This is a genomic window from Sphingopyxis granuli NBRC 100800 (genome assembly GCF_001591045.1).
Classification (GTDB): Bacteria; Pseudomonadota; Alphaproteobacteria; order Sphingomonadales; family Sphingomonadaceae; genus Sphingopyxis; species Sphingopyxis granuli.
On the sequence record NZ_BCUA01000003.1, the window covers coordinates 82,816 to 101,298 of the forward strand.

Below are 18,483 nucleotides of genomic sequence, written 5' to 3' on the forward strand. Positions count from 1 at the left end.
CCACTCTCTGTCTGGGCGCTCAGCCTAGAATGCGAACCGTAATATCGATCAATCGCTTCACGGCGGGCGTGTAGGGCGGAAACAGAAGCCGCAAAACAGAGAACCTGTCCCTCAACACTGCGCGTTCGTGCGAGAATGCCTTGAAGCCGTGGAAGCCATGCGCGCTTCCGATACCGCTGTTGTTGACCCCTCCGAACGGCAGATTGGGGTGCAGGTACTGGACGACGTTCTGGTTGATACAAACACCGCCGGAACTGGTCCTTTCGATGATTGATTCCCAAGCTGGGGCATGCTTGCTGAAGATATAAAGAGCGAGCGGCTTGGGGCCGGTGTTGATTGTATCGATAACGCGGCTGATATCGTCATATTCGATCACTGGCAGAATCGGCCCGAAAATTTCTTCCCGCGAAATTGCCATTTCGGGGTCGGTCCCCCCGATCAGCGTTGGCGAGAGATATTTCTGATCCGGATCGCGGACCCCGCCTTCGAGGACCAGCGCGCCACGCGAGGTTGCATCGTCTAGCAGCGCGCTGAGGCGATCGAAATGCCGAGAATTTACGATCCGCCCGTAATCCGCACCGCATTTCTGATCGCGCTCCGTCTCCCCGTATACGCCCCGGATTTCGCGGCGGAGGGCATCGACCAGGGGCTTCGCCTGATCGCGTGCGACATAGATGTGGTCGGGTGCGATGCAGGTTTGGCCATTGTTGGAGAACTTCCCCCAGACAATCTTGCGCGCTGCATCGTCGATATCGGCTGTCGAATCGACGATCGTTGGGGATTTGCCGCCGAGTTCGAGTGTCACCGAGGTCAGGTGCTTTGCGGCTGCCGCCATCACGATCTTGCCGACCTGTGGGCTACCGGTGAAGAAAATGTGGTCGAAAGGCAGGTCGAGCAGTGCCTGCGAGACCGAGGCGTCGCCCTCGCAGACGGCAACCCGATTCGCCGGGAAGGTTTCCTCCACGATCTGCCGGATGACGGCTGATGTCGCCGGCGTCAGCTCGGACGGCTTGAGCATGACCGTATTACCGGCGGCCAAGGCGGATACCAACGGTCCAAAGGTCAGATTGACCGGATAGTTCCAGGGCGCGATGATCAGACACACGCCTCTGGGTTGGTAGCGAACCTGCGCGGTCGTGCCGAACATGCCGAGCGAGCCTCGAACGCTGTGCGGCTTCGACCAGGACTTCAGGTTCCGCCGGGCGTGGGATATCTCCTGATAGACCGGGAAGAGTTCGGTCAGCCGCACCTCAGGTTCCGGCTTCCTGAAATCAGCATCTAGCGCCCTGATGATGTCGCCTTCGCGCCGCTTGATCGCATTCTTCAGCCGCGTCAGGCTATCCAGGCGTTCCTGCAGGCCGAACCGCGCTCTGTCCCGTTCGGCTGCCTCGCGTTGACAGGCAAAAAGGGACTGAACCTCCTTCATGCCGCCGCCCGAGTCGAAAATGGCGCGCGTGAATGCTTGGATATTCATGGAGTTCCCCTCAAGCTGACGCAGCGACCAGAGCCACAGCGCGGCACCCGGCGCCCATCAGAAGTCGAGACGCTCATAATCTTCTTTCGTCGCGCCGCAGTCAGGGCAGTACCAATCCGCAGGTACATCGGACCATCGGGTTCCAGGCGGCAGACCTGTCGCCGGGTCGCCGACCGCCTCGTCATAGATGTGACCGCAGGTCACGCAGTGCCATTTCGCGAACGGTTCGGCGTCTGTTGAAGCCTCGATCGCCGTCGCACTCGCGCCCTGCGCCAGCAGAGGGATGAAGTCCACCTTGTCGCGAACGGCGCAGTCAGGGCATGCCCAATCGTCGGGAATTTGCGCCCATGTCGTGTTGGGTGCAAAGCCCTCATGTGGATTGCCCTTGGCTTCGTCGTAGATGTAGCCGCAGTCTGGGCATTTATATTCGGTCATCGCGCTGCTTTCTTCCTGCGTTAAGCGGTGGACGAATTCCGGAGAAAAGGCGACGCCGCCTGGGGCGCCGTCGCCAGGTCTTGCATCCAGCATCGCTACTGGGAGGAACGTCCGACCTTCTGAAGGGCGATCGAGTCGGGTCAGATCGCCTGCGGTATGAACTTATGTTACGGGAAGCCGGCTACCCTGCGATGCACCGTATTTGCGGGCGATTCGCTTTCTGCGCGCCGGATCAATCTGGATCTTGTCGATATCGCCATTGGCCCATTTGACAACGCGAGGATCCATTACTGACCGGAATATCGGCGGGATCATCGCCATGAAGAACATGCCCGGATATCCCGTGGGCAGTTCCGGCAGGCCCTTGAAGTCGCGCAGCGACTGATAGCTGCGCGTCGGATGAGCATGGTGATCGGAGTGCCGCTGAAGGTGGAAGAGGATGAGATTCGACGCGATGTGATTGCTGTTCCACGAGTGACGCGGCTGAGCGCGCTCGTACCGTCCGTCCGCCATCTTCTGGCGCAGCAGTCCGTAATGCTCGATATAGTTCGCGCTGGTGAGCTGCCACCAGCCGAAGGCGACCTGAATGGGCAGGAACACCAGCAACTTCGGATTGGGGCCGAGAGCCAGAACAAGCGCGGTGTAGACTGCCAAGGTAATCAGTAGCGGGGGGATGATCTCATTGTCGAGGCTCCAGACACCCTTTCCGACACGTTCCAGCCGCACTTTTTCAAGATTCCATGCGCGCAGGAACGCGCCCGGAATTTCGCGGAGCGAAAATTTGTAAATGCTCTCGCCCATGCGAGAAGTAGCGGGGTCTTCGGGAGTCGCTACATCGCGATGATGGCCCTTGTTGTGCTCGATGAAGAAGTGGCCATAGCCAACCACGGCGAGAACGATCTTGGCCATCCAGCGGTCGAAGGGTTCCTTCTTGTGCCCGAGTTCGTGGCCAGTATTCAGCGCCAGCCCGTTGACGATCCCCAGGGAGAAAGCGAGAGCCACTACCTCCCACCACGCGATCGGCTGCGTCGTGATCCACCATGCACAGCCGATCAGCGAAGCATAGTGCACCGGAACGGTAAGCCAAGTGAGAACCCGATAATAGCGGTCTGCCTCGAGGCGGGCAACTGCCGCTTCGGGAGGATTGTTCGGATCCTTGCCGAAGAGGACGTCGAAGACCGGGATTGCGCCGTACCAGACGAACAGAGTGAATGCGTAGAAGATGCTCCATCCCGTCAGGTGGACGAGATAAAGCCCGATTAGCGGTGCTGCCGGCCAAACGACCGACAATACCCAAAGATAACGCTTCCTGTCGACATAGCGATCAGGCGCGCCGTCACTCAAAATGGTTGTGCTCATGGACATTTCCTCTCGATGCGCACGCACTTCCTGCGTCTCTAACTTTGGGCAAGTCGTGCCGCTTTGTAGTCTTGGCTACTTCATCTCGTGGAACAACCCAACTAAAGTGGGGTTTTATCCCTATCCGAATTTTCTATCGAATGAGCCTGAAGATCAGAATGATCGCCCTGCCGGTCAAACCACAGCGTTTCAGGAGAGAGCATCTATGGGCCGAGCGGATGAACATGTCGTGATTCTGGGGGCGGGCCACGCGGGCGGAACGGCGGCAGCCATCCTTCGCCAGCTTGGATTCGAGGGGCTGATAACGCTCGTTGGTGAAGAATCCCTCCTTCCCTACCATCGTCCGCCGCTTTCCAAGGCTTCGCTCCGGGCCGAACCGGGTAAAGCTCCGACACTCCTGAAACCGGCCGGGTTCTACGAAGCATCCCAGATCGGCCTGCGCCTGGGTATTCGGGCGGACAAGCTGGAACGCCAATCCAGGACGGTGACACTCTCGACCGGCGAGGTTCTGCAATATGACTATCTCATCATCGCGACGGGCGCTCGCCCGATCAAGCTGCAGGTAGAGGGGTCGGACCTAGACGGGGTTATGGAATTGAGAACGGCGGGCGACGCGGAACGACTCAAAAACGCCCTGCGAGCCGGCCGGCGCCTTGCCATAGTCGGCGGCGGCTACATCGGCCTGGAGGTGGCCGCGTCCGCACGAGCGCTTGAAGCGGAAGTAACGGTGATTGAGCGCGAGCTGCGGCTGCTCGCCCGCGTAGCCTGCCCAGAACTTTCCACCTTCTTTCACGAATACCATGCGAAACAGGGCGTCCACTTCGAACTGGGTGTCACCGTGTCGGGGTTCGAAGGTCATGATGGGCGTGTAAGCGGTGTGCGTCTCGACGATGGTCGAACGATCGCGTGCGATGCCGTCCTCGTCGGCGTCGGCGCCGTTCCCAATGATGAAATCGCGCGGGATGCCGGGCTGAATACAGGCGCCGGCATTTTCGTCGATCTTGAAGCGCGCACATCCGATCCCGCCATCTTCGCCATCGGCGACGTCGCCCGTCGCCCCATCCCCCACTACGCCCACGTCGCTCGTCTCGAGAGCGTGCCCAATGCACTCGAACAAGCCAGACAGGCCGCCAACGCCATTGTCGGCGGCCCCTCGTCGACCCACGAAGTCCCCTGGCAGTGGTCCGACCAATATGACATGAAACTGCAGATCGCCGGCCAGGCGACCGATGTCGACAATGTCCTTCTGCGAGGCACCCCGTGTGCCGCAGGCTTTGCGATTTTCCATTTGAAGGGCGATCGGATCCAGTGCGTCGAAGCGATCAATTCGCCACAGGATTTCCTGGTTGGTAAGCAATTCATCAGCGCGCGCACGAATATCGACCCTAGCAAGCTGAGCAATCCCGCCATCCCTTTGAAGGAGGCCGTCATCTGACCCGCCTTGCACATCGCCGGCGGAGGCGTTGCGGGGGAATGGTCACCAGCGTTCCGGCTGGGTTTGGCAGGAGTGACAATCTCTGTAATATAGGAGTTCGGTTGTGCCGCTGAGAGCCGACGGAAAAGGCAGGCTAGAGCAGGAGAGGAAGTTCGACGATCATGGATGGTGTCAATGAACGGGTAGCGAGGCTCGCGTCTGGATGCCTTCCGCGCCCGCGCCTGTTCATGGCTGATGAAGCTAGACGCCGCCACCTCCTTCGCGCGCCTTCTGGCTATGGAAAGAGTGTCGCGATGGCCCAGTTCTGGGCCAATCGCCGTCAAGGCGGGGCCTATGTGGCCTGGACGTCCGCCAAGGAATGCGATTATAATCCCCGTCTGCTCGCAGAGCGCATCCATGCGCAGATAGTCGCAGCATACCGCGCCACCGGGAATGACCCTCCACCGCTTCCGGGCGCCGTTCCTCAGACGCTCCACGCTCTCGCCGCCTGGTTGCAGGAACTCATTGATCAAACGAAATCGATTATTCTCCTCTGTTTTGACGACATCGGGTTTCATCCGGATTTGACGGACGAGATCGAGGACTTCATGCTGACTGCGCCGGCTGACGTCGAGATCGTGGCAGCAACGACTGCGGGCATCGGCTTTGCGCGCATCGCCGCCCGGCGACAGCTCCGGGAAGTCGGGACGGATGCGCTCGCCTTCTCGCTTGTCGAAGCGAATGCAGTCGCGCGTGGCGAGCCCGGAATTCTCATCTCGGAACCGGACATCCATTTGCTCTGGAAACGAACACTAGGCTGGGCGGAACCACTATGCCTTTTGTTACAGGCCGCTTCAACGAATCATGCAACTGCGGGACGTCTGGTCGTCGATCGTGTTACCGGTCGCGATAGCGATCTGGATCGATATTTTCGCAGCGCCATACTCGCCAGTCTCCCCAGTGATGTGCGGGAGTTCTGCATCCGCGCCTCGATCCTTGGGGTGATCTCCGCCGACTACTTCAACCATGTTTTCAACAGGGGCGATGGGGCCTACTTCATCGAAAAGCTCTCCGCCGAACGCATGCTGCTTACCCCACAGGACCGAACACAGTTATGTTATGAATTTCACCCGCTGCTCCGCGAATTTCTCGAGCACAGGTTTGCGGTAGAGCTTCACGGCCTGAAATCGGAACTGTTCGCCCGGGCTGCTCAATGGCAGCGGGCAAGCGGTCATAGTCGCGAAAGTATCAGCCTCTATCTGCGAGCGGGCGATTTGGACGCTGCGGCCGAGGTCGCGTCAACGAGCATGATAGACATCGCGTTGCGCCAAGGCGAGGTGGATCAGATCCAGTTATGGCGGCGCAGCTTCTCCGAGGCTGTCTCTGACCCAACGATCATTGTCGGATCGGCCTGGGCGCAGATTTTCAGTCACGACCAGAAACAGGCGGCCGCGCTGCTGACGGAACTTCGCGCCCTCAGCGCCGGCCTTTCCGACGAAACGGCCCGGCGGCGGACGAAGTGGTGGTGCGATCTCGTCGCCGCGATCGGCGAAGCAACCGCGGACAATCTTGCCGAAAGCAGACGGCAATGCGAGTTATGGATAAAGTTGAATGGTGATGCTGATCTCGTCTCCAGGGGGGCAATCCTCACATGCCTGTGTTTTATTGCGGCCAGCGAACGGCGGTTTGACGACCTGGAAAAATTGAGTATTGAAGCATCCGCCGTCAACATCGTCGCCGACCATCGGTATGCGCTCGGCTGGCTTCACAGCGCGATAATCTACAGCGACATTTCGCGGGGCAATATGCAAGGCGCCGCCGAGCGCCTTAGATGTGCGCGAAACGACAACATAGCCCAGATCAATGCCACACCGTTCTCTGCCAATCTCCTGGAAATACTGGAGCTTGAACTACGATACGAGACGAACCAACTTGACGGTATCGCTTCGCGGGTTGATAATATTCTGGATTTCGTACGTCAACACGGCGTGGTCGATTTCCTCTTTTCGGCCTTTCGTACTGCGGCAGCCATCGCCAATCGCGAAGGCGACCGGAGAGTCGCCAGCGAACTCCTTTGGGAGGCGCGCCTGATCGCCGTGAAATGCACCTTCCCGCGTCTTGATGTGCTCGCGCGTCTTGCCCTGGCCTATCTACTGGTCCTGGATGACCCCAACGAGGCCAGCGCGATCTTGCCGGCGCAAAGCGAGCCTGTCTTTCAGACATCACATGGCCCATGTTTACGCGCCATGAGATCCCTCGCGGAAGCTCGTATCGCAGCGCGAAGAGGGAAGCATCATCTGTCGGGCCGGTTAGCGAGCGCCACGTTGGATCACGCGCGTCGCAGCCAATCGAGCAGGCTGGAAATTTCAGCTCTGTTGTGCCTCGCGGGCGCCAATGCGGCAACAGAAAGGCTGACGGTTGCCGAGCAACGCGTGGCGGATGCCATCGAAATTGCCGAACGGAAGGGATGTTATCGAACGTTGCTTGACGAGCGTCAATATCTGGAATTTTTAGGACCAAGCTCGATACCGCTGCTCGATCTCCTGCCAGGCGATCAGGATTTTGGCAGCCACCGCATCAAGTTAAATGATTATCCTGCCTTCACATCAAAAGAAATCAAAAATGATATCCTTACGAGAAAAGAATTGGCAATTCTCCATAAAATTAAAGACGGTCTTTCAAATCGCGAAATTGCCCTGAAATATAGAATTAGCGAAGATACCGTTAAATGGCATGTCCACAACATATTTTCCAAGTTTGGAGTTAAAAATCGCGTCCAGGCGATATTATTGGCGGATAGTATGAAGCTATTTAACAACTGAAAATGTCCCCCGTCAGCACCCATGGCACAGATTTGAGGTTGTGATTTAAGGAGGGTTTGGGCTTCGTCGTAGTGACGAAGGAACGAAGATGAAGCCCAAACCCTCCTTAAATCACCGGTGAAGGCCCCTGCGGAGCGGGTGGTGAAGGACATCCGGCGGCGGACGCGTCGGCACTTCTCGGCCGAGGACAAGATCCGCATCGTGCTCGAAGGCCTGCGCTATTTCATGCCGCTGCGTTTCAGCCGCATGAAGCGATTTGAGAGCGAGGAATTCTCGGCCGACGACGAGTTCGCCAGCTTCGATGATGACATCGTTATGATGCGCGGGCGCATTCGAAAGCTTTTGACGGAGGTGTCTTGGTCGGAGAATCCCGGTTCAAAGACGCGTCACCTGGTGTCCAACGTGATGATCGACGTCATGCCGGAGGATACTTATCGCGTGACTTCGGCATTCATCTGCTACCGCAACCGCAGCGAAAATCAGGTGGACATCTGGGCCGGGGAAAGGCGCGACATCATTCGCCGCGCCAACACCCGGTTCGGTTTCGAGATTTCGAAGCGCACCATCATTCTGGACCAGAGCACGCTGCTGGCGAATAATCTCAGCGTCTTCTTCTGACGCGCCAGCTGGCACCACCAAAGGCCGTGAGACCATGGGATCGCCGGTCATCCGGCGACCCCATGGCAGGGCTTTCAACCTGCCGATGAGCAGGCACACCATTTCCCGAGAGAGGATTCACATGGCAGAAATCACGTGCCTGTCGCATATCGTGATACGTTCGATGAAGTTGGACGAATGGGCCGACTACGGCGTAAACATCCTTGGCATGGAAGTGGCCGAGCGAAGCGCTGAGCGGCTTTGCCTGCGCATGGATGATCGCGCCTATCGCCTGATCATCGAGCAGGGCCCCGAGGAAGACCTTGCGAGCGCGGGCTGGGAGCTCGACAATCAGGCTGAACTGGAGGCGTTCGTAACTCACCTCAGGGCTCAGGGCATCAACGTGGGTGAGGCCGGCGAGGACCTTCGCCGTTCACGCAAGGTCGAGCGTCTCTATCTTTGCGATGACCCGAACGGCTTCGTCCATGAGTTCGGCGCGGGCTACAAGCGGCTTTGCCAGCCTTTTCGTTCGAAAGTGCTTGTCAGCGCATTTCGCACGGGAGAACTGGGACTGGGCCACTTTGTCCCTTTGTCACAGGATGTCGAGACGTCGGAACACTTTTACGAGAACGTTCTGAAGCTGGGCGTGTCCGGCTACATGCGCCCGAACGATGATCTTAGAGCGGTTTCCACTCATTCCGGTTCATATCCGCACGAACTGAAGTAGTTGGCGCATTCGGCGGGTTGGAAGATGTCGACGAGCCTGCCGATCAGCCCCCACAGGCCGCTGACGGTTCGCTCACCGGCCTTGCGCAGCATCGCTTTCAGACGAGAGAATGCCTTTTCGATGGGATTGAAGTCGGGGCTGTAGGGCGGGAGGAAGCGCAGGTTTGCTCCCGCCGCTTCGATCCGTTCTTTCACGGCGGCCCGCTTGTGGCTCGAGAGGTTATCCATGATGACGACGTCGCCGGGCCGCAGTTCGGGCACCAAGACCTGCGCCACATAGGCTTCGAACCAGTCGCCGTTGATCGGGCCATCGAGCACCATCGGCGCGACCATGCCGGTCATGCGCAGGCCGGCGACCAGCGTGGTGGTTTTGCGATGGCCATGCGGATAGCCCATCCGCAGCCGCTCACCCTTGGCGCAGCGGCCGTGGCTGCGGGTCATGTTGGTGGCAGTCCAGGTCTCGTCGATGAAAACGAGGCGTTCGGGTTCGAGGTCGATCTGTCCGTCGAACCAGCGCTGGCGTTGCCTCAGGACGTCGGGACGGTCCTGCTCGATCGCGTGCCCGGTCTTTTTTTGCGCGTGATCCCGTGACGGACGAAGAAGCGATGCACCGTGCCAATCCCAACGGAGGCGCCGCGTTCGATCAGCCGCGCCTGAACCTCGACCAGGGTCATGTCACCCTGCTCGGCGATCAGTCCCCGAATGAAGCCGCCGTGCGCTTCGATCCTGCCAGAATGCCGGTCGCCACCGCGCGGCTTGGCGACAGCCCGGCCATGTTCCAGCGCAAGTCGGCGCCAGCGGATCGCACTCGACACGCTGACCCCAAACCGGGCCGCCGCTGCATGGCAACTCAGGCCGCCGTCAATCGCGGCGACAACCCGGTCCCGAAGATCCTGCGAAAGCGTGCGTGCCATCCATACTGGCCTCCTGCCACCAGCAGGGAGCGTGAATCACATCAGGCCGCCTATGGGAATCCCCACCGAGTCAGTTCGTGTGGAAACCGCTCTAAGATCGTCTTCTTCCATTCGCGCACCGGACGGTTCCACACGCTGGCCACGGCGAACCTGCCGATGCCGAAAAAGATATTCCACATCGGAATAGAGGTCATGTCGCTCGACGATGTCGGGCGAGCTCTGGACCGCGCACAGCAGGCGGGGATAACGATCACTGCATCGATCGGGCACCACCCCAATGCCAAGTCCGTATCCTTCTATATGGACGGGCCGAGCGGGTTCCAGTTTGAAATTCTGTGGAACGAGATCATCATCGACCGCGAGCACTGGCAGGTCATGACCTACCAGGAAACAAGCGATTGGGGGCATGCCGCGCCTGCGTGATCACGACGCGATCGGCGTCGTAGCAGCAGCGCGTGATAAACCACCCTAGCTCTCCTGCGACCCGCCGCTGGTCTTGGCTGTCGAGTTCATTACTGGACTCGACAGCTTGTGTGAAGGGCAAGCAGTGAACTGTTCAGTTGCATCGCGATCGAGTGCGAGGTCTTTGTCATGGTGATCACGCACGATCCCGACAAGCTATATGTTTGGTCCCGGCATTTTTCGACCGTGTGATCGAAGTCGAACAGGCTGTCATAGAAGTGAACGAGGTGGAGCCAAATCGGATCCCGCTGAGATCCATGAGTGCCAAACATATCGCCCGTAGGGCGGAGACCCGCTTGGCTCGTCAGTCCGATGCCTGATCGGATCACGGCATCGAAATGCCGCCCTGTATCGGGGTAAGTGTGGTGTCAGCGAACCGTTCGTAGAGCAGTGGCACAACAAACACGGTGAGTGCGGTCGAAGCGAGCGTGCCGAAGATCAGCGATATCGCGAGGCCACCAAACACCGGATCGGGGATCATGATCGCCGATCCCAGCACGATCGCGAGCGTGGTGAGCAGGATCGGCCTCAGGCGCACGGCGCCCGCCATGCGGGCCGCTTCGGCGAGCGGCATGCCCTGCTTCCGGTTGTCCTGGATGAAGTCGATGATGAGGAGCGAGTTGCGGATGACCACACCGGACAGTGCGATGATGCCGACGATCGAGGTCGCCGAGAAATCGGTGCCCAGCAGCCAATGGCCGGGGAATATGCCGATGATCCCGAGCGGCACCGCCGACATGGCGATGAGCGGGATGACGAACGAGCGATAATAGGCGACGAGCAGGAAATAGACCGCCGTCAATGCCGCACCGAGCGCCATCAGCATGTCGCGGTAGATATCGAGCGTCATGCGCATCTCGCCGCTCCACAGCAGCTGGTAGCCGTCGACGATGTCGGGCGCGGTCTCGCCGAGGCTGAGATTGCCGACGGCAAGCTTTTGTCCATCGGGCGCGGTGAGGGCCGACAGCCGCCTGTTCAGATCAAGCACCGCATAGACGGGCACGCTGCGGGAAAGCTCGCCGCCGATGAAGATGACCCGTTCGTTGTCCTTGCGCTGGATGGGCTTGTCCGCCTGCGTGGACGTACGGCGCACCAGTTCGGCGATGGGGATCTGCCGCCCGTCGCGGCTGGTCACATAGAGGCCTTCCAGCCGCGCGGGATCGGGCTGGTCCGCGCGCGGCACATAGGCGCGGATGGGCACGGGATTGCGCTCGGGGCCGATATGCGCGCGGCCGACGATCTGGCCTTCGTAGACGAGGCCGAGAACCTCCGCGACATCCGCCGCCGAAACGCCCGAGAGCGCTGCTTTCTCGCGATCCGGCGTGAAGCGCCACTCGGCGACCTCGGTCGGCTCGCTCGTGGAGATATCGACCATGTCATATGTATTGGCGAACTCGGCCTCGACCTGCCTGGCAAGACGGCGCAGGCCCACCAGATCATCGCCATGCAGTTCGGCAAGGACGGTCGCACGCACCGGCGGCCCCGGCGGATCCTCCACCAGCCTTACCCTGGCACCCGGATAGCGGGCGCGAATGGCGTCGATCTTCGGGCGCAGGTCGCGGACGAGGTCGATCGAGCTTTTCGAGCGCTCATGCTTGTCGACGAGATTGACGCGGATTTCGGCGACATTCTCGCCGGTGCGCAGAGACGTGCCCTGCATCAGCCCGTTGAAGTCCGGCACGCCGGCCCGGCCGATCCAACTCTGATAGTTCACGACCAGCGAATCTGCGGCGAGCAGGCCGTTGATGTCATGGACGATCCGGGCGGTATTCTCGACCGGGCTGGCCTCCGCCGCGGTGACTACGATGTTGAACGTATTCTTGTTGTCCTTGGGCAGGAAGCCCATGGCGACGCCGAGCGGTGAAACCGGGCCGCCCACGCCCGACGGACGAACGAACTGCCAACCGCCCTGTGCCGCCGAGAGGACAAGTGCGATAATGGTGCCGACCATGAGCGCCTTGCGCGCCTTCGAGCGTTCCTGCAGCGGCCGGATGATCCGCAGATAGGTGTCACGCAGCCAGTCGGGCTTGTGCTCGCCATGCGCTTCGCCGTCTTCTTCGTCCTCGCTGTCGAGCAGGCCGCCGGTCGGGGCCGGCCGCTTGATCCAGCGGTTGGCGGCCCAGGGTGTGACGATATAGGCGACAACGATGGAAGCGAGCATTGCGATCGGCACATTATAGGCGATGGGGTAGAAATAGTCGCCCGCCATGCCCGTCACCAGCAGCAGCGCGGCGAACACCAGCATCACCGCGAAAGTCGCGAGATTGGTAGCGCCACCGATCTCGTTGGTCGCAAGGACGGTGACGTCCTCCTTCGATGCGTCCGACCGCTCGTGATGATAATGGCGGTGGATGTTCTCGATCACAACTATCGAGGCGTCGACCAGCAGACCGAGCGCCAGGATCAGCGCGAACAGGGTGATCCGGTTGATCGTGACACCGCCGAGCAGGTCGGCGCCCAGCGTGATCGAGAAGATCACCGGCACCGTCACCGATACAATTAGCGCCTCACGCCAGCCCAGGAACAGCAGCATGATGAAGCTGACGGTCACGAGGGCTATTCCCAGATGCTCCATCAGGCCATTCACTGCCTCGTCGGCCTTCTGGCCGTCGTCGCGGGTCGTGACGACATGGACCGCGCGGGGGATGAAGTTCGCCTGCATTCGCGCAACGCGACCCGCCACCGCCTCGGACACGGTGACGGCATTTTCGCCCTTCTTCTTGGCGACAGCGATGGTAACGGCCGGCATCTCCCCCTCGCCGAGCTTTGCACGGGGATCGCCAGCCGCGAAGGCGAAACGGCTGAGGCGCGTGACTTCGTCGCGGGGACCGTCGCTGACCGTCGCGACATCGCCGATCTTGATCGTGCGGCCGCCACGCACGCCGATCACCAGGTCGCGCACCGCCGCCGCCGATCCCAGCTCGCCCGAATAGCGCAGCCGCTCGACATTGCCCGATGTGACCGGTCCGGCAAGGTTGAGGCCCATATCGGACGCGCCCAGTGCTCCGCGCGCCTCCGTCAGCGTGATCGAGAAGGCCTGAAGGCGGACGGGATCGAGCGCGACGGAAATCTCGCGGTCGCGCCCGCCATGGACCGAGACGACCGAGACACCGGGCGTGCTGCGCAGCCGTTCGGCCACCGAATCCGCAAGCCGCTTGAGGCCGTGATCGTCATAGGCGGATGAGGCCAGCGTGACCGTGACGATCGGCACGTCATCCGCATCGACTGCCTGGATGAGGGGCAGGCCGGCATCGGCAGGAAGGCGCCCGCGATTGGCGATGACCCGGTTGTAGAGCTTGACCAATGAATCCTCGGGCGGCTGGCCGACCTTGAACTGGACTTGCACTATGCCGACCCCCGGCTGGGCCACGCCATAGCTGTGATCCACGCCGGTCATTTCGCTGAGCACGCCCTCGAGCGGCGCGACCACCAGCCGGTCGACTTCCTCGGCGCTCGCGCCGAGCAGAGCGACAGTGACCATCGCGCCGGGAACCACGATCTGTGGGTTCTCCTCGCGCGGCGTCATCACCACAGCCAGCGCCCCAAGCAGGAGCGACACCGCCAGGAACACGATCGTCAGTTTGGAGGTGATGAACGTCTTCGCGAGCCGGCCGGCGAGATTGAGCGGCATATCGGTCACGGCCTCGCTCCCGATGCCAGGCGCGCGCCGTCGCGCACGTTGGTGTCGGCGCGGGCAAGGATGCGCTCGCCCGCCGACAGGCCCGAGGTCACGATCAGATTGTCACCGACGTGATCGCCGAGCCGCACCCAGCGGAAGGTTAGACGGTTGTCCCGGCCCACAACGAACACGCCGGTCAGGCCGCCGCGATCCACGACCGCAGCCGCCGGCACAGACACGGCTCCGGCCGTGCCGCGCTGGCTGCCATCGGCCGGCAACCGGACGCGCCCGAACATCCCGGGCAGTATCTCGCTGTCGCGCGGGAGCGCCACCTCGACCGTGAAGCGGCGAGTCGCGGGGTCGGCCGAAGAGACGACCCCCCGTACCCTTCCCGTGACGGGCCGGTCCTCGCGACCGTCGAGCAGCACGGGAACCGAGCTTCCAGGCGTGAATGCGCCGAGGCTCGACTGAGGCACCGCGAAGCGGAACAGCAGCCGTCCGCGCCCCTCCACCGCCACCAGCGGCGAGCCCGGCATCACCATGTCCCCGTCATGAGCGAGGCGCGCGACAACGACACCGTCGACTGGGCTGGTGATCGACAGGTAGCTGCGATCGACCTGCGCCGCGGCGAGGGCTGCGCGCGCCTGCGCAAGGTTAGCGGTGGCGAGATCATGGCGCAGCCGTTCCTTGCGATAGGCGTCGCCCGACAAGGCCCCGCTCTGCGCCAGCGGAGCGTCGCGCGCGACATCCGCCGCGGCATCGCGCTGTTCCGCGATCGCGGCATCGAGTGCTCCGCGTGACCGGAGAAGCGCCGCATCGGCCTGGCGCGGATCGATGGTGGCCAACACCTGGCCGCGCCTGACCGGCTGTCCGTCGTACAAGCCCGGCGCACGCAGCGTGCCCGCCGCGCGGGCGATCAACTGCGCCCGATCGTCGGATTCCACAGTGCCGCTCGCCATTGCGCCATCCGGCGCAGCTGCCGCGGCGACGGTCGTCACCGGAAGGTTGACCGCCGGCGGCTCGGGCGGCGCCATCGGCCCATGGCTGTCACCGCAACCCGCGAGCAATGCAGGGGCCAGCAGCAAAATGACTTTCGCACGACGCATGGGATCGCTCATGTCACGCCTCCACATTGGCGGATCGCATCAGGCCCAGCAGCCGAGTGGCAACGGCGTCGGCGTTCTCCGATCCGTCATCCTGTCCGGTGAGGCCGGGCGACAATGGCAGGATGAGGACCTGCCCGACGACGAAGCCCACATAGGAGATGGCCACCATCTTCGCGTCTTGCGCGCTGCGGCCGTTGGCAACGGCATCGGTTATCACCTGAAAGGGCAGCTGGAGCACGGTCCGGGAAAGCATGGCGATCCGCTCCCCGTCGCCGTCGATCAGTTCGCGGTACAGCAGCCGCGCGAACACGCGGTCGGTCATCAGCGCAGTCACGAACCAGCGGACGAAGGCATCCAGTTGATCGCCGGGATGCTCGGCGATCCAGCCCTGCAGACTCAATCCGCGCAGCTCGAACACATGCGCCAGCGTCGCCTGGATCAGATCGGCCTTGTCCTTGAAATGATAATAGAGGTTCGCCTGGGTGACGCCGACCACCTTGGCGATATCGCGCATCGACACCGCTTCATAGCCGCGCTCGGCGTAGAGAGCTGCCGCAGTTTCGAGCAGCTGGAACCGCATGTCCGACATCGTGAAAAGCCTACTTGTTGAACGACCGTTAAGTGAGCTAATATGCGATTCGCCGATGGCTGTCCAGCGGCTTGTGAAGGCGCCGGCAAAGGCGATCCGAAACCCGGAGACTGTGATGCGTGTGCTTACTCTCGTTCCCCCGCTTCTGTTGCTGCCGATGCTCGGGGCATGCGTGATGGGGCCGGACTTCCGCCAGCCGCCGCCGCCGGCGTCGATGAGCAAGGCGTTCGTCCGGGCTGACCAGTCCGCTGCGGCAGCGACGCCTCGCCTGTCGCCCTGGTGGAGGGACCTGAACGATCCGCTGCTCGATCAGCTGATCACAAGCGCCCTCTCGGCGAGTCCCACGGTAGAGGCCGTCGAGGCGAGGGTTCGACAGGCACGGTCGCAGGTTCGAGGCGCCCAGGCCGGGCTGGCACCGGTCCTTGGCACGGGCGCCGGGGCAGGGGACGTCCGGGCGCCAGGCCTCGTGACCGGTGGCGAAGCGCGCTCCTCGTCGGTGTTCGTGACCGGATTCGACGCCTTGTGGGAGATCGACCTGTTTGGCGGACGCCAGCGGGGCATCGAAGCGGCGCAGGCGCAACTTGGCGCCGCGCAGGCCGATGCCGAGGACGCCCGGCTCAGCCTCACCACCGAGATCGCGCGCCGCTATCTGATGTTGCGAGCGGGTCAACAGCGGCTCGACCTTGCAAAGCGGATGCTCTTTAATCAGGAGCGGATCACCGAACTGACAGGACAGCTCGAACAAGCGGGCAAGGTGTCGCGCATCGAGCGCGAGCAGGCCGACCGTGGTCTTGAGATGCGGCGTCAGGCCATCGTCGCGCTCGAAGCCGATCTCGCCGACCAGAAGGATGCTATCGCGGTGCTGGCCGGCGAAGCGCCCGGCACGCTTGACGCCATGCTCGATCCCCCTGCCGCGCTGCCGCTTCCGCCGGCCGAGGTGGCGGTTGGCGATCCGACAACCATGCTTGCGCGCCGTCCCGACATCAGGGCGGCCCAGCAGCGCCTGCGTGCGGCCAATGCCGGAATCGGCATCGCGGAAGCGGCGCGTATGCCCCGGATCAGCCTCGCCGGCGTGATCGGGCTGGGCGGGGCGATGAAGGACGACGTCGTCAATGCGGACAATCTCTTCTCGCTCGCCGGACCGACGCTCCAGTGGAATCTGGCCGATTTCGGTCGCGGACGCGCGAGTGTGGATGGAGCTGTCGCTAGGCGTGACGAAGCGGAGGCCGGTTATCGCGCCGTCGTGCTTGCCGCGCTGCAGGACGCGGAAGGTTCGCTCAACCGCTACGGTGCGGCGCGCAGGACACTGGCGAGCGCGACACGAAGCGCGTTATTGGCGGGCGGGAGCAGTGACCTCGCCGATCAATCCTGGCGGGCGGGTCGGACAGCGTTCTTTGTCGCGCTTGCCGCAGAAAATGATCGGCTCGCCGCAGAGGTCATCGAGATTCAGGCCCGTGCCGACCTTACCACTTGCTATGTGGCCCTTCAAAAAGCACTTGCAGCCGGTTGGCAGGATTTGTCGGATCAGGACGCGGTCGCCATTGGGCGTTGATCTCGCCAGCGTCCCTCTTCCCAGGATCAGGCAACCATGAACATCCCACCTTGCAGGCGATCGCTGCGCAAGCATCGCTTGGCCGGATCACGCACCGCGACAGTCGAGAGGAAGGCTCTCGTTACCTGAGCAACAGATGCGCCCACTGTGGCACTCTAATCGGCGCTCACTACGAGTATCAGGCTTGGGACCACCAGGAGGTCGTGGCGAGGTTCGGCACCGTTGTCGATGACCGGATGCGGCAATTGGCGATCGACCTCGGCGACGAACCGGGATGGGGTGTCCATAAGTGGAGGATCACCAACCGTGAGCCACCCAATTCGACCGCGTGTAGTTGCGGTGTGCAGGTCTGAGCTACGACCGCTTCTGACGGATGCCCGATGTATGGGGCGATGATGAGTGAACTGTTTCTCCCAGGAGTGCCAGCTGACCTGGTCGGCCCGTCATTAGATAGAGCGGGTGGTAATGGACTGGCCTCCGGCAAATTCGCCAGTCCCGAAAGTAGCGCCGCATTGGCGGCGAATGGGTTTGGCTGGTTCATCGAGAGGCCAAGCCTGCTTCCTGCTTTCCCAGGGCTCGATGACATCAGATGACCAGCCGTCTCGGTCGAAATTGAACGCCAGATGCGCTTTCCTTGGCAGGGCGGTCGTCACCCTTGGCTTGATGCCGCCGTTGTGACCCAAACCATCTCATCGGGGTGGAGTCCAAAAAGTACGAGCCACTTCGCGATAGCTGAAATCAGAGGGTCCTTACGCTTCCGCATGCGTCCAAAAACGGCAGAAATCTGCGATTCATAGTCCGCATTGTTCTTGAAATGTTCGCCAGTATCCACTACAAAAAGCTACCTAAGGTAGCAGGATCATATGGCGAACAAAGTTGGTTTGACAGATGCTCGGATCGCAGGATTGAAAGCGCCTGCAAGCGGGCAAATTGAGGTCGCTGATGGCATCGTGACCGGCCTGAGGCTCCGAATGGGAGCGAGCGGCACCAAGACTTATATCTTGCGTAAGCGCGTCCAAGGTAAATGGTTGAACGTGACGATCGGGCGGCATGGCCCGAATTTCACTCTCGCACACGCCCGTCGGAAGGCGCGGGACCTGCTCGTCGACGTTGAGCAAGGCAAAAGCATCGCCAGAAAGCCGGGAGCGAAGAGGAAGGGATCCAAGGGTGTCGGCACCGTCGCCGAGCTATACGAGACATATCTGGCTCAACAGATCGTCGGCAAAAAGCGGAGCGCGAATGAGTTCGACCGGGTTTTCCGCAAGTACATCGAACCTGAGCTAGGCGACCGCCTCGCCGATTCGATTACCCGAAGCGACGTCAGCCGCTTCGTAGAGAAGATCGCATTTGAGCGGGGCAAGGAAACCCTGACGATGGCTCGCATCGTTTATCGGCACCTTTCGACGTTCTATTC

14 protein-coding genes are annotated in these 18,483 nt (G+C 61.5%); 7 read left to right on the plus strand and 7 right to left on the minus strand.

The features are described 5' to 3' along the window. Positions 1 to 19: 19 nt before the first annotated feature. From SGR02S_RS01775 to SGR02S_RS01785, 3 genes are all read right to left on the minus strand, one after another. Positions 20 to 1,474 (minus strand): aldehyde dehydrogenase family protein, encoded by a 1,455-nt coding sequence (locus SGR02S_RS01775; RefSeq protein WP_067105299.1) that lies wholly within the window; start codon positions 1,472 to 1,474, stop codon positions 20 to 22. A gap of 57 nt (positions 1,475 to 1,531) precedes the next feature. Next, positions 1,532 to 2,002 carry a rubredoxin gene (locus SGR02S_RS20760; protein ID WP_439951049.1) on the minus strand — a complete coding sequence of 157 codons (471 nt, stop codon included), beginning with the start codon at positions 2,000 to 2,002 and terminating at the stop codon, positions 1,532 to 1,534. Between the two features lie 69 nt (positions 2,003 to 2,071). After that, complete coding sequence (locus SGR02S_RS01785; RefSeq protein ID WP_255211365.1) at positions 2,072 to 3,268, minus strand: alkane 1-monooxygenase; 1,197 nt, start codon at positions 3,266 to 3,268, stop codon at positions 2,072 to 2,074. Between the two features lie 106 nt (positions 3,269 to 3,374). On the opposite strand from SGR02S_RS01785, the gene SGR02S_RS01790 reads away from it, so the two are divergent. The 4 genes from SGR02S_RS01790 to SGR02S_RS01805 all read left to right on the plus strand — a co-directional run bounded on the left by SGR02S_RS01790 (position 3,375) and on the right by SGR02S_RS01805 (position 8,828). Beyond that, entirely contained in the window at positions 3,375 to 4,703 is a 1,329-nt protein-coding gene (locus tag SGR02S_RS01790; RefSeq protein WP_218000083.1) for an NAD(P)/FAD-dependent oxidoreductase, read from the plus strand. 227 nt (positions 4,704 to 4,930) lie between these two features. After that, the gene (locus SGR02S_RS01795) at positions 4,931 to 7,504 is read left to right on the plus strand and encodes a LuxR C-terminal-related transcriptional regulator (protein ID WP_218000084.1); all 2,574 of its coding nucleotides are present in this window, start codon (positions 4,931 to 4,933) and stop codon (positions 7,502 to 7,504) included. A gap of 201 nt (positions 7,505 to 7,705) precedes the next feature. Then, a complete protein-coding gene (locus tag SGR02S_RS01800; RefSeq protein ID WP_439951050.1) occupies positions 7,706 to 8,122 on the plus strand; it encodes an aromatic-ring-hydroxylating dioxygenase subunit beta in 417 nt (138 codons plus the stop codon). Positions 8,123 to 8,243: 121 nt separating this feature from the next. Then, positions 8,244 to 8,828 (plus strand): VOC family protein, encoded by a 585-nt coding sequence (locus SGR02S_RS01805; protein ID WP_067105304.1) that lies wholly within the window; start codon positions 8,244 to 8,246, stop codon positions 8,826 to 8,828. Here the strand turns inward: SGR02S_RS01805 and SGR02S_RS19435 are convergent. Then, positions 8,795 to 9,741 (minus strand): IS630 family transposase gene (locus SGR02S_RS19435; protein ID WP_156482917.1). Its coding sequence is split into 2 segments (ribosomal slippage): positions 8,795 to 9,405 and positions 9,405 to 9,741, totalling 948 coding nucleotides; the frame shifts between segments, so codons are not numbered across the junction. The genes SGR02S_RS01805 and SGR02S_RS19435 overlap by 34 nt on opposite strands. Here SGR02S_RS19435 and SGR02S_RS19440 point away from each other — a divergent pair. Continuing rightward, complete coding sequence (locus tag SGR02S_RS19440; RefSeq protein WP_082796893.1) at positions 9,670 to 10,164, plus strand: VOC family protein; 495 nt, start codon at positions 9,670 to 9,672, stop codon at positions 10,162 to 10,164. The genes SGR02S_RS19435 and SGR02S_RS19440 overlap by 72 nt on opposite strands. 364 nt (positions 10,165 to 10,528) lie before the next feature. Here SGR02S_RS19440 and SGR02S_RS01825 read toward each other — a convergent pair whose 3' ends face one another. The 3 genes from SGR02S_RS01825 to SGR02S_RS01835 are packed head-to-tail and all read right to left on the minus strand — an operon-like array spanning position 10,529 to position 15,508. Then, a complete protein-coding gene (locus tag SGR02S_RS01825) occupies positions 10,529 to 13,834 on the minus strand; it encodes an efflux RND transporter permease subunit (protein WP_082796894.1) in 3,306 nt (1,101 codons plus the stop codon). A gap of 5 nt (positions 13,835 to 13,839) precedes the next feature. Next, on the minus strand, positions 13,840 to 14,940 hold the full coding sequence (locus tag SGR02S_RS01830) for an efflux RND transporter periplasmic adaptor subunit (protein WP_169799611.1): 1,101 nt from the start codon (positions 14,938 to 14,940) through the stop codon (positions 13,840 to 13,842). 1 nt (position 14,941) lies between these two features. After that, positions 14,942 to 15,508 (minus strand): TetR/AcrR family transcriptional regulator, encoded by a 567-nt coding sequence (locus SGR02S_RS01835; protein WP_169799612.1) that lies wholly within the window; start codon positions 15,506 to 15,508, stop codon positions 14,942 to 14,944. Here SGR02S_RS01835 and SGR02S_RS01840 point away from each other — a divergent pair. Beyond that, positions 15,507 to 17,069 carry an efflux transporter outer membrane subunit gene (locus SGR02S_RS01840; RefSeq protein ID WP_082796890.1) on the plus strand — a complete coding sequence of 521 codons (1,563 nt, stop codon included), beginning with the start codon at positions 15,507 to 15,509 and terminating at the stop codon, positions 17,067 to 17,069. The genes SGR02S_RS01835 and SGR02S_RS01840 overlap by 2 nt on opposite strands. A gap of 863 nt (positions 17,070 to 17,932) precedes the next feature. Next, positions 17,933 to 18,483: Arm DNA-binding domain-containing protein (locus SGR02S_RS01845; protein ID WP_156482918.1), on the plus strand; the 551-nt coding region annotated here is incomplete at its 3' end.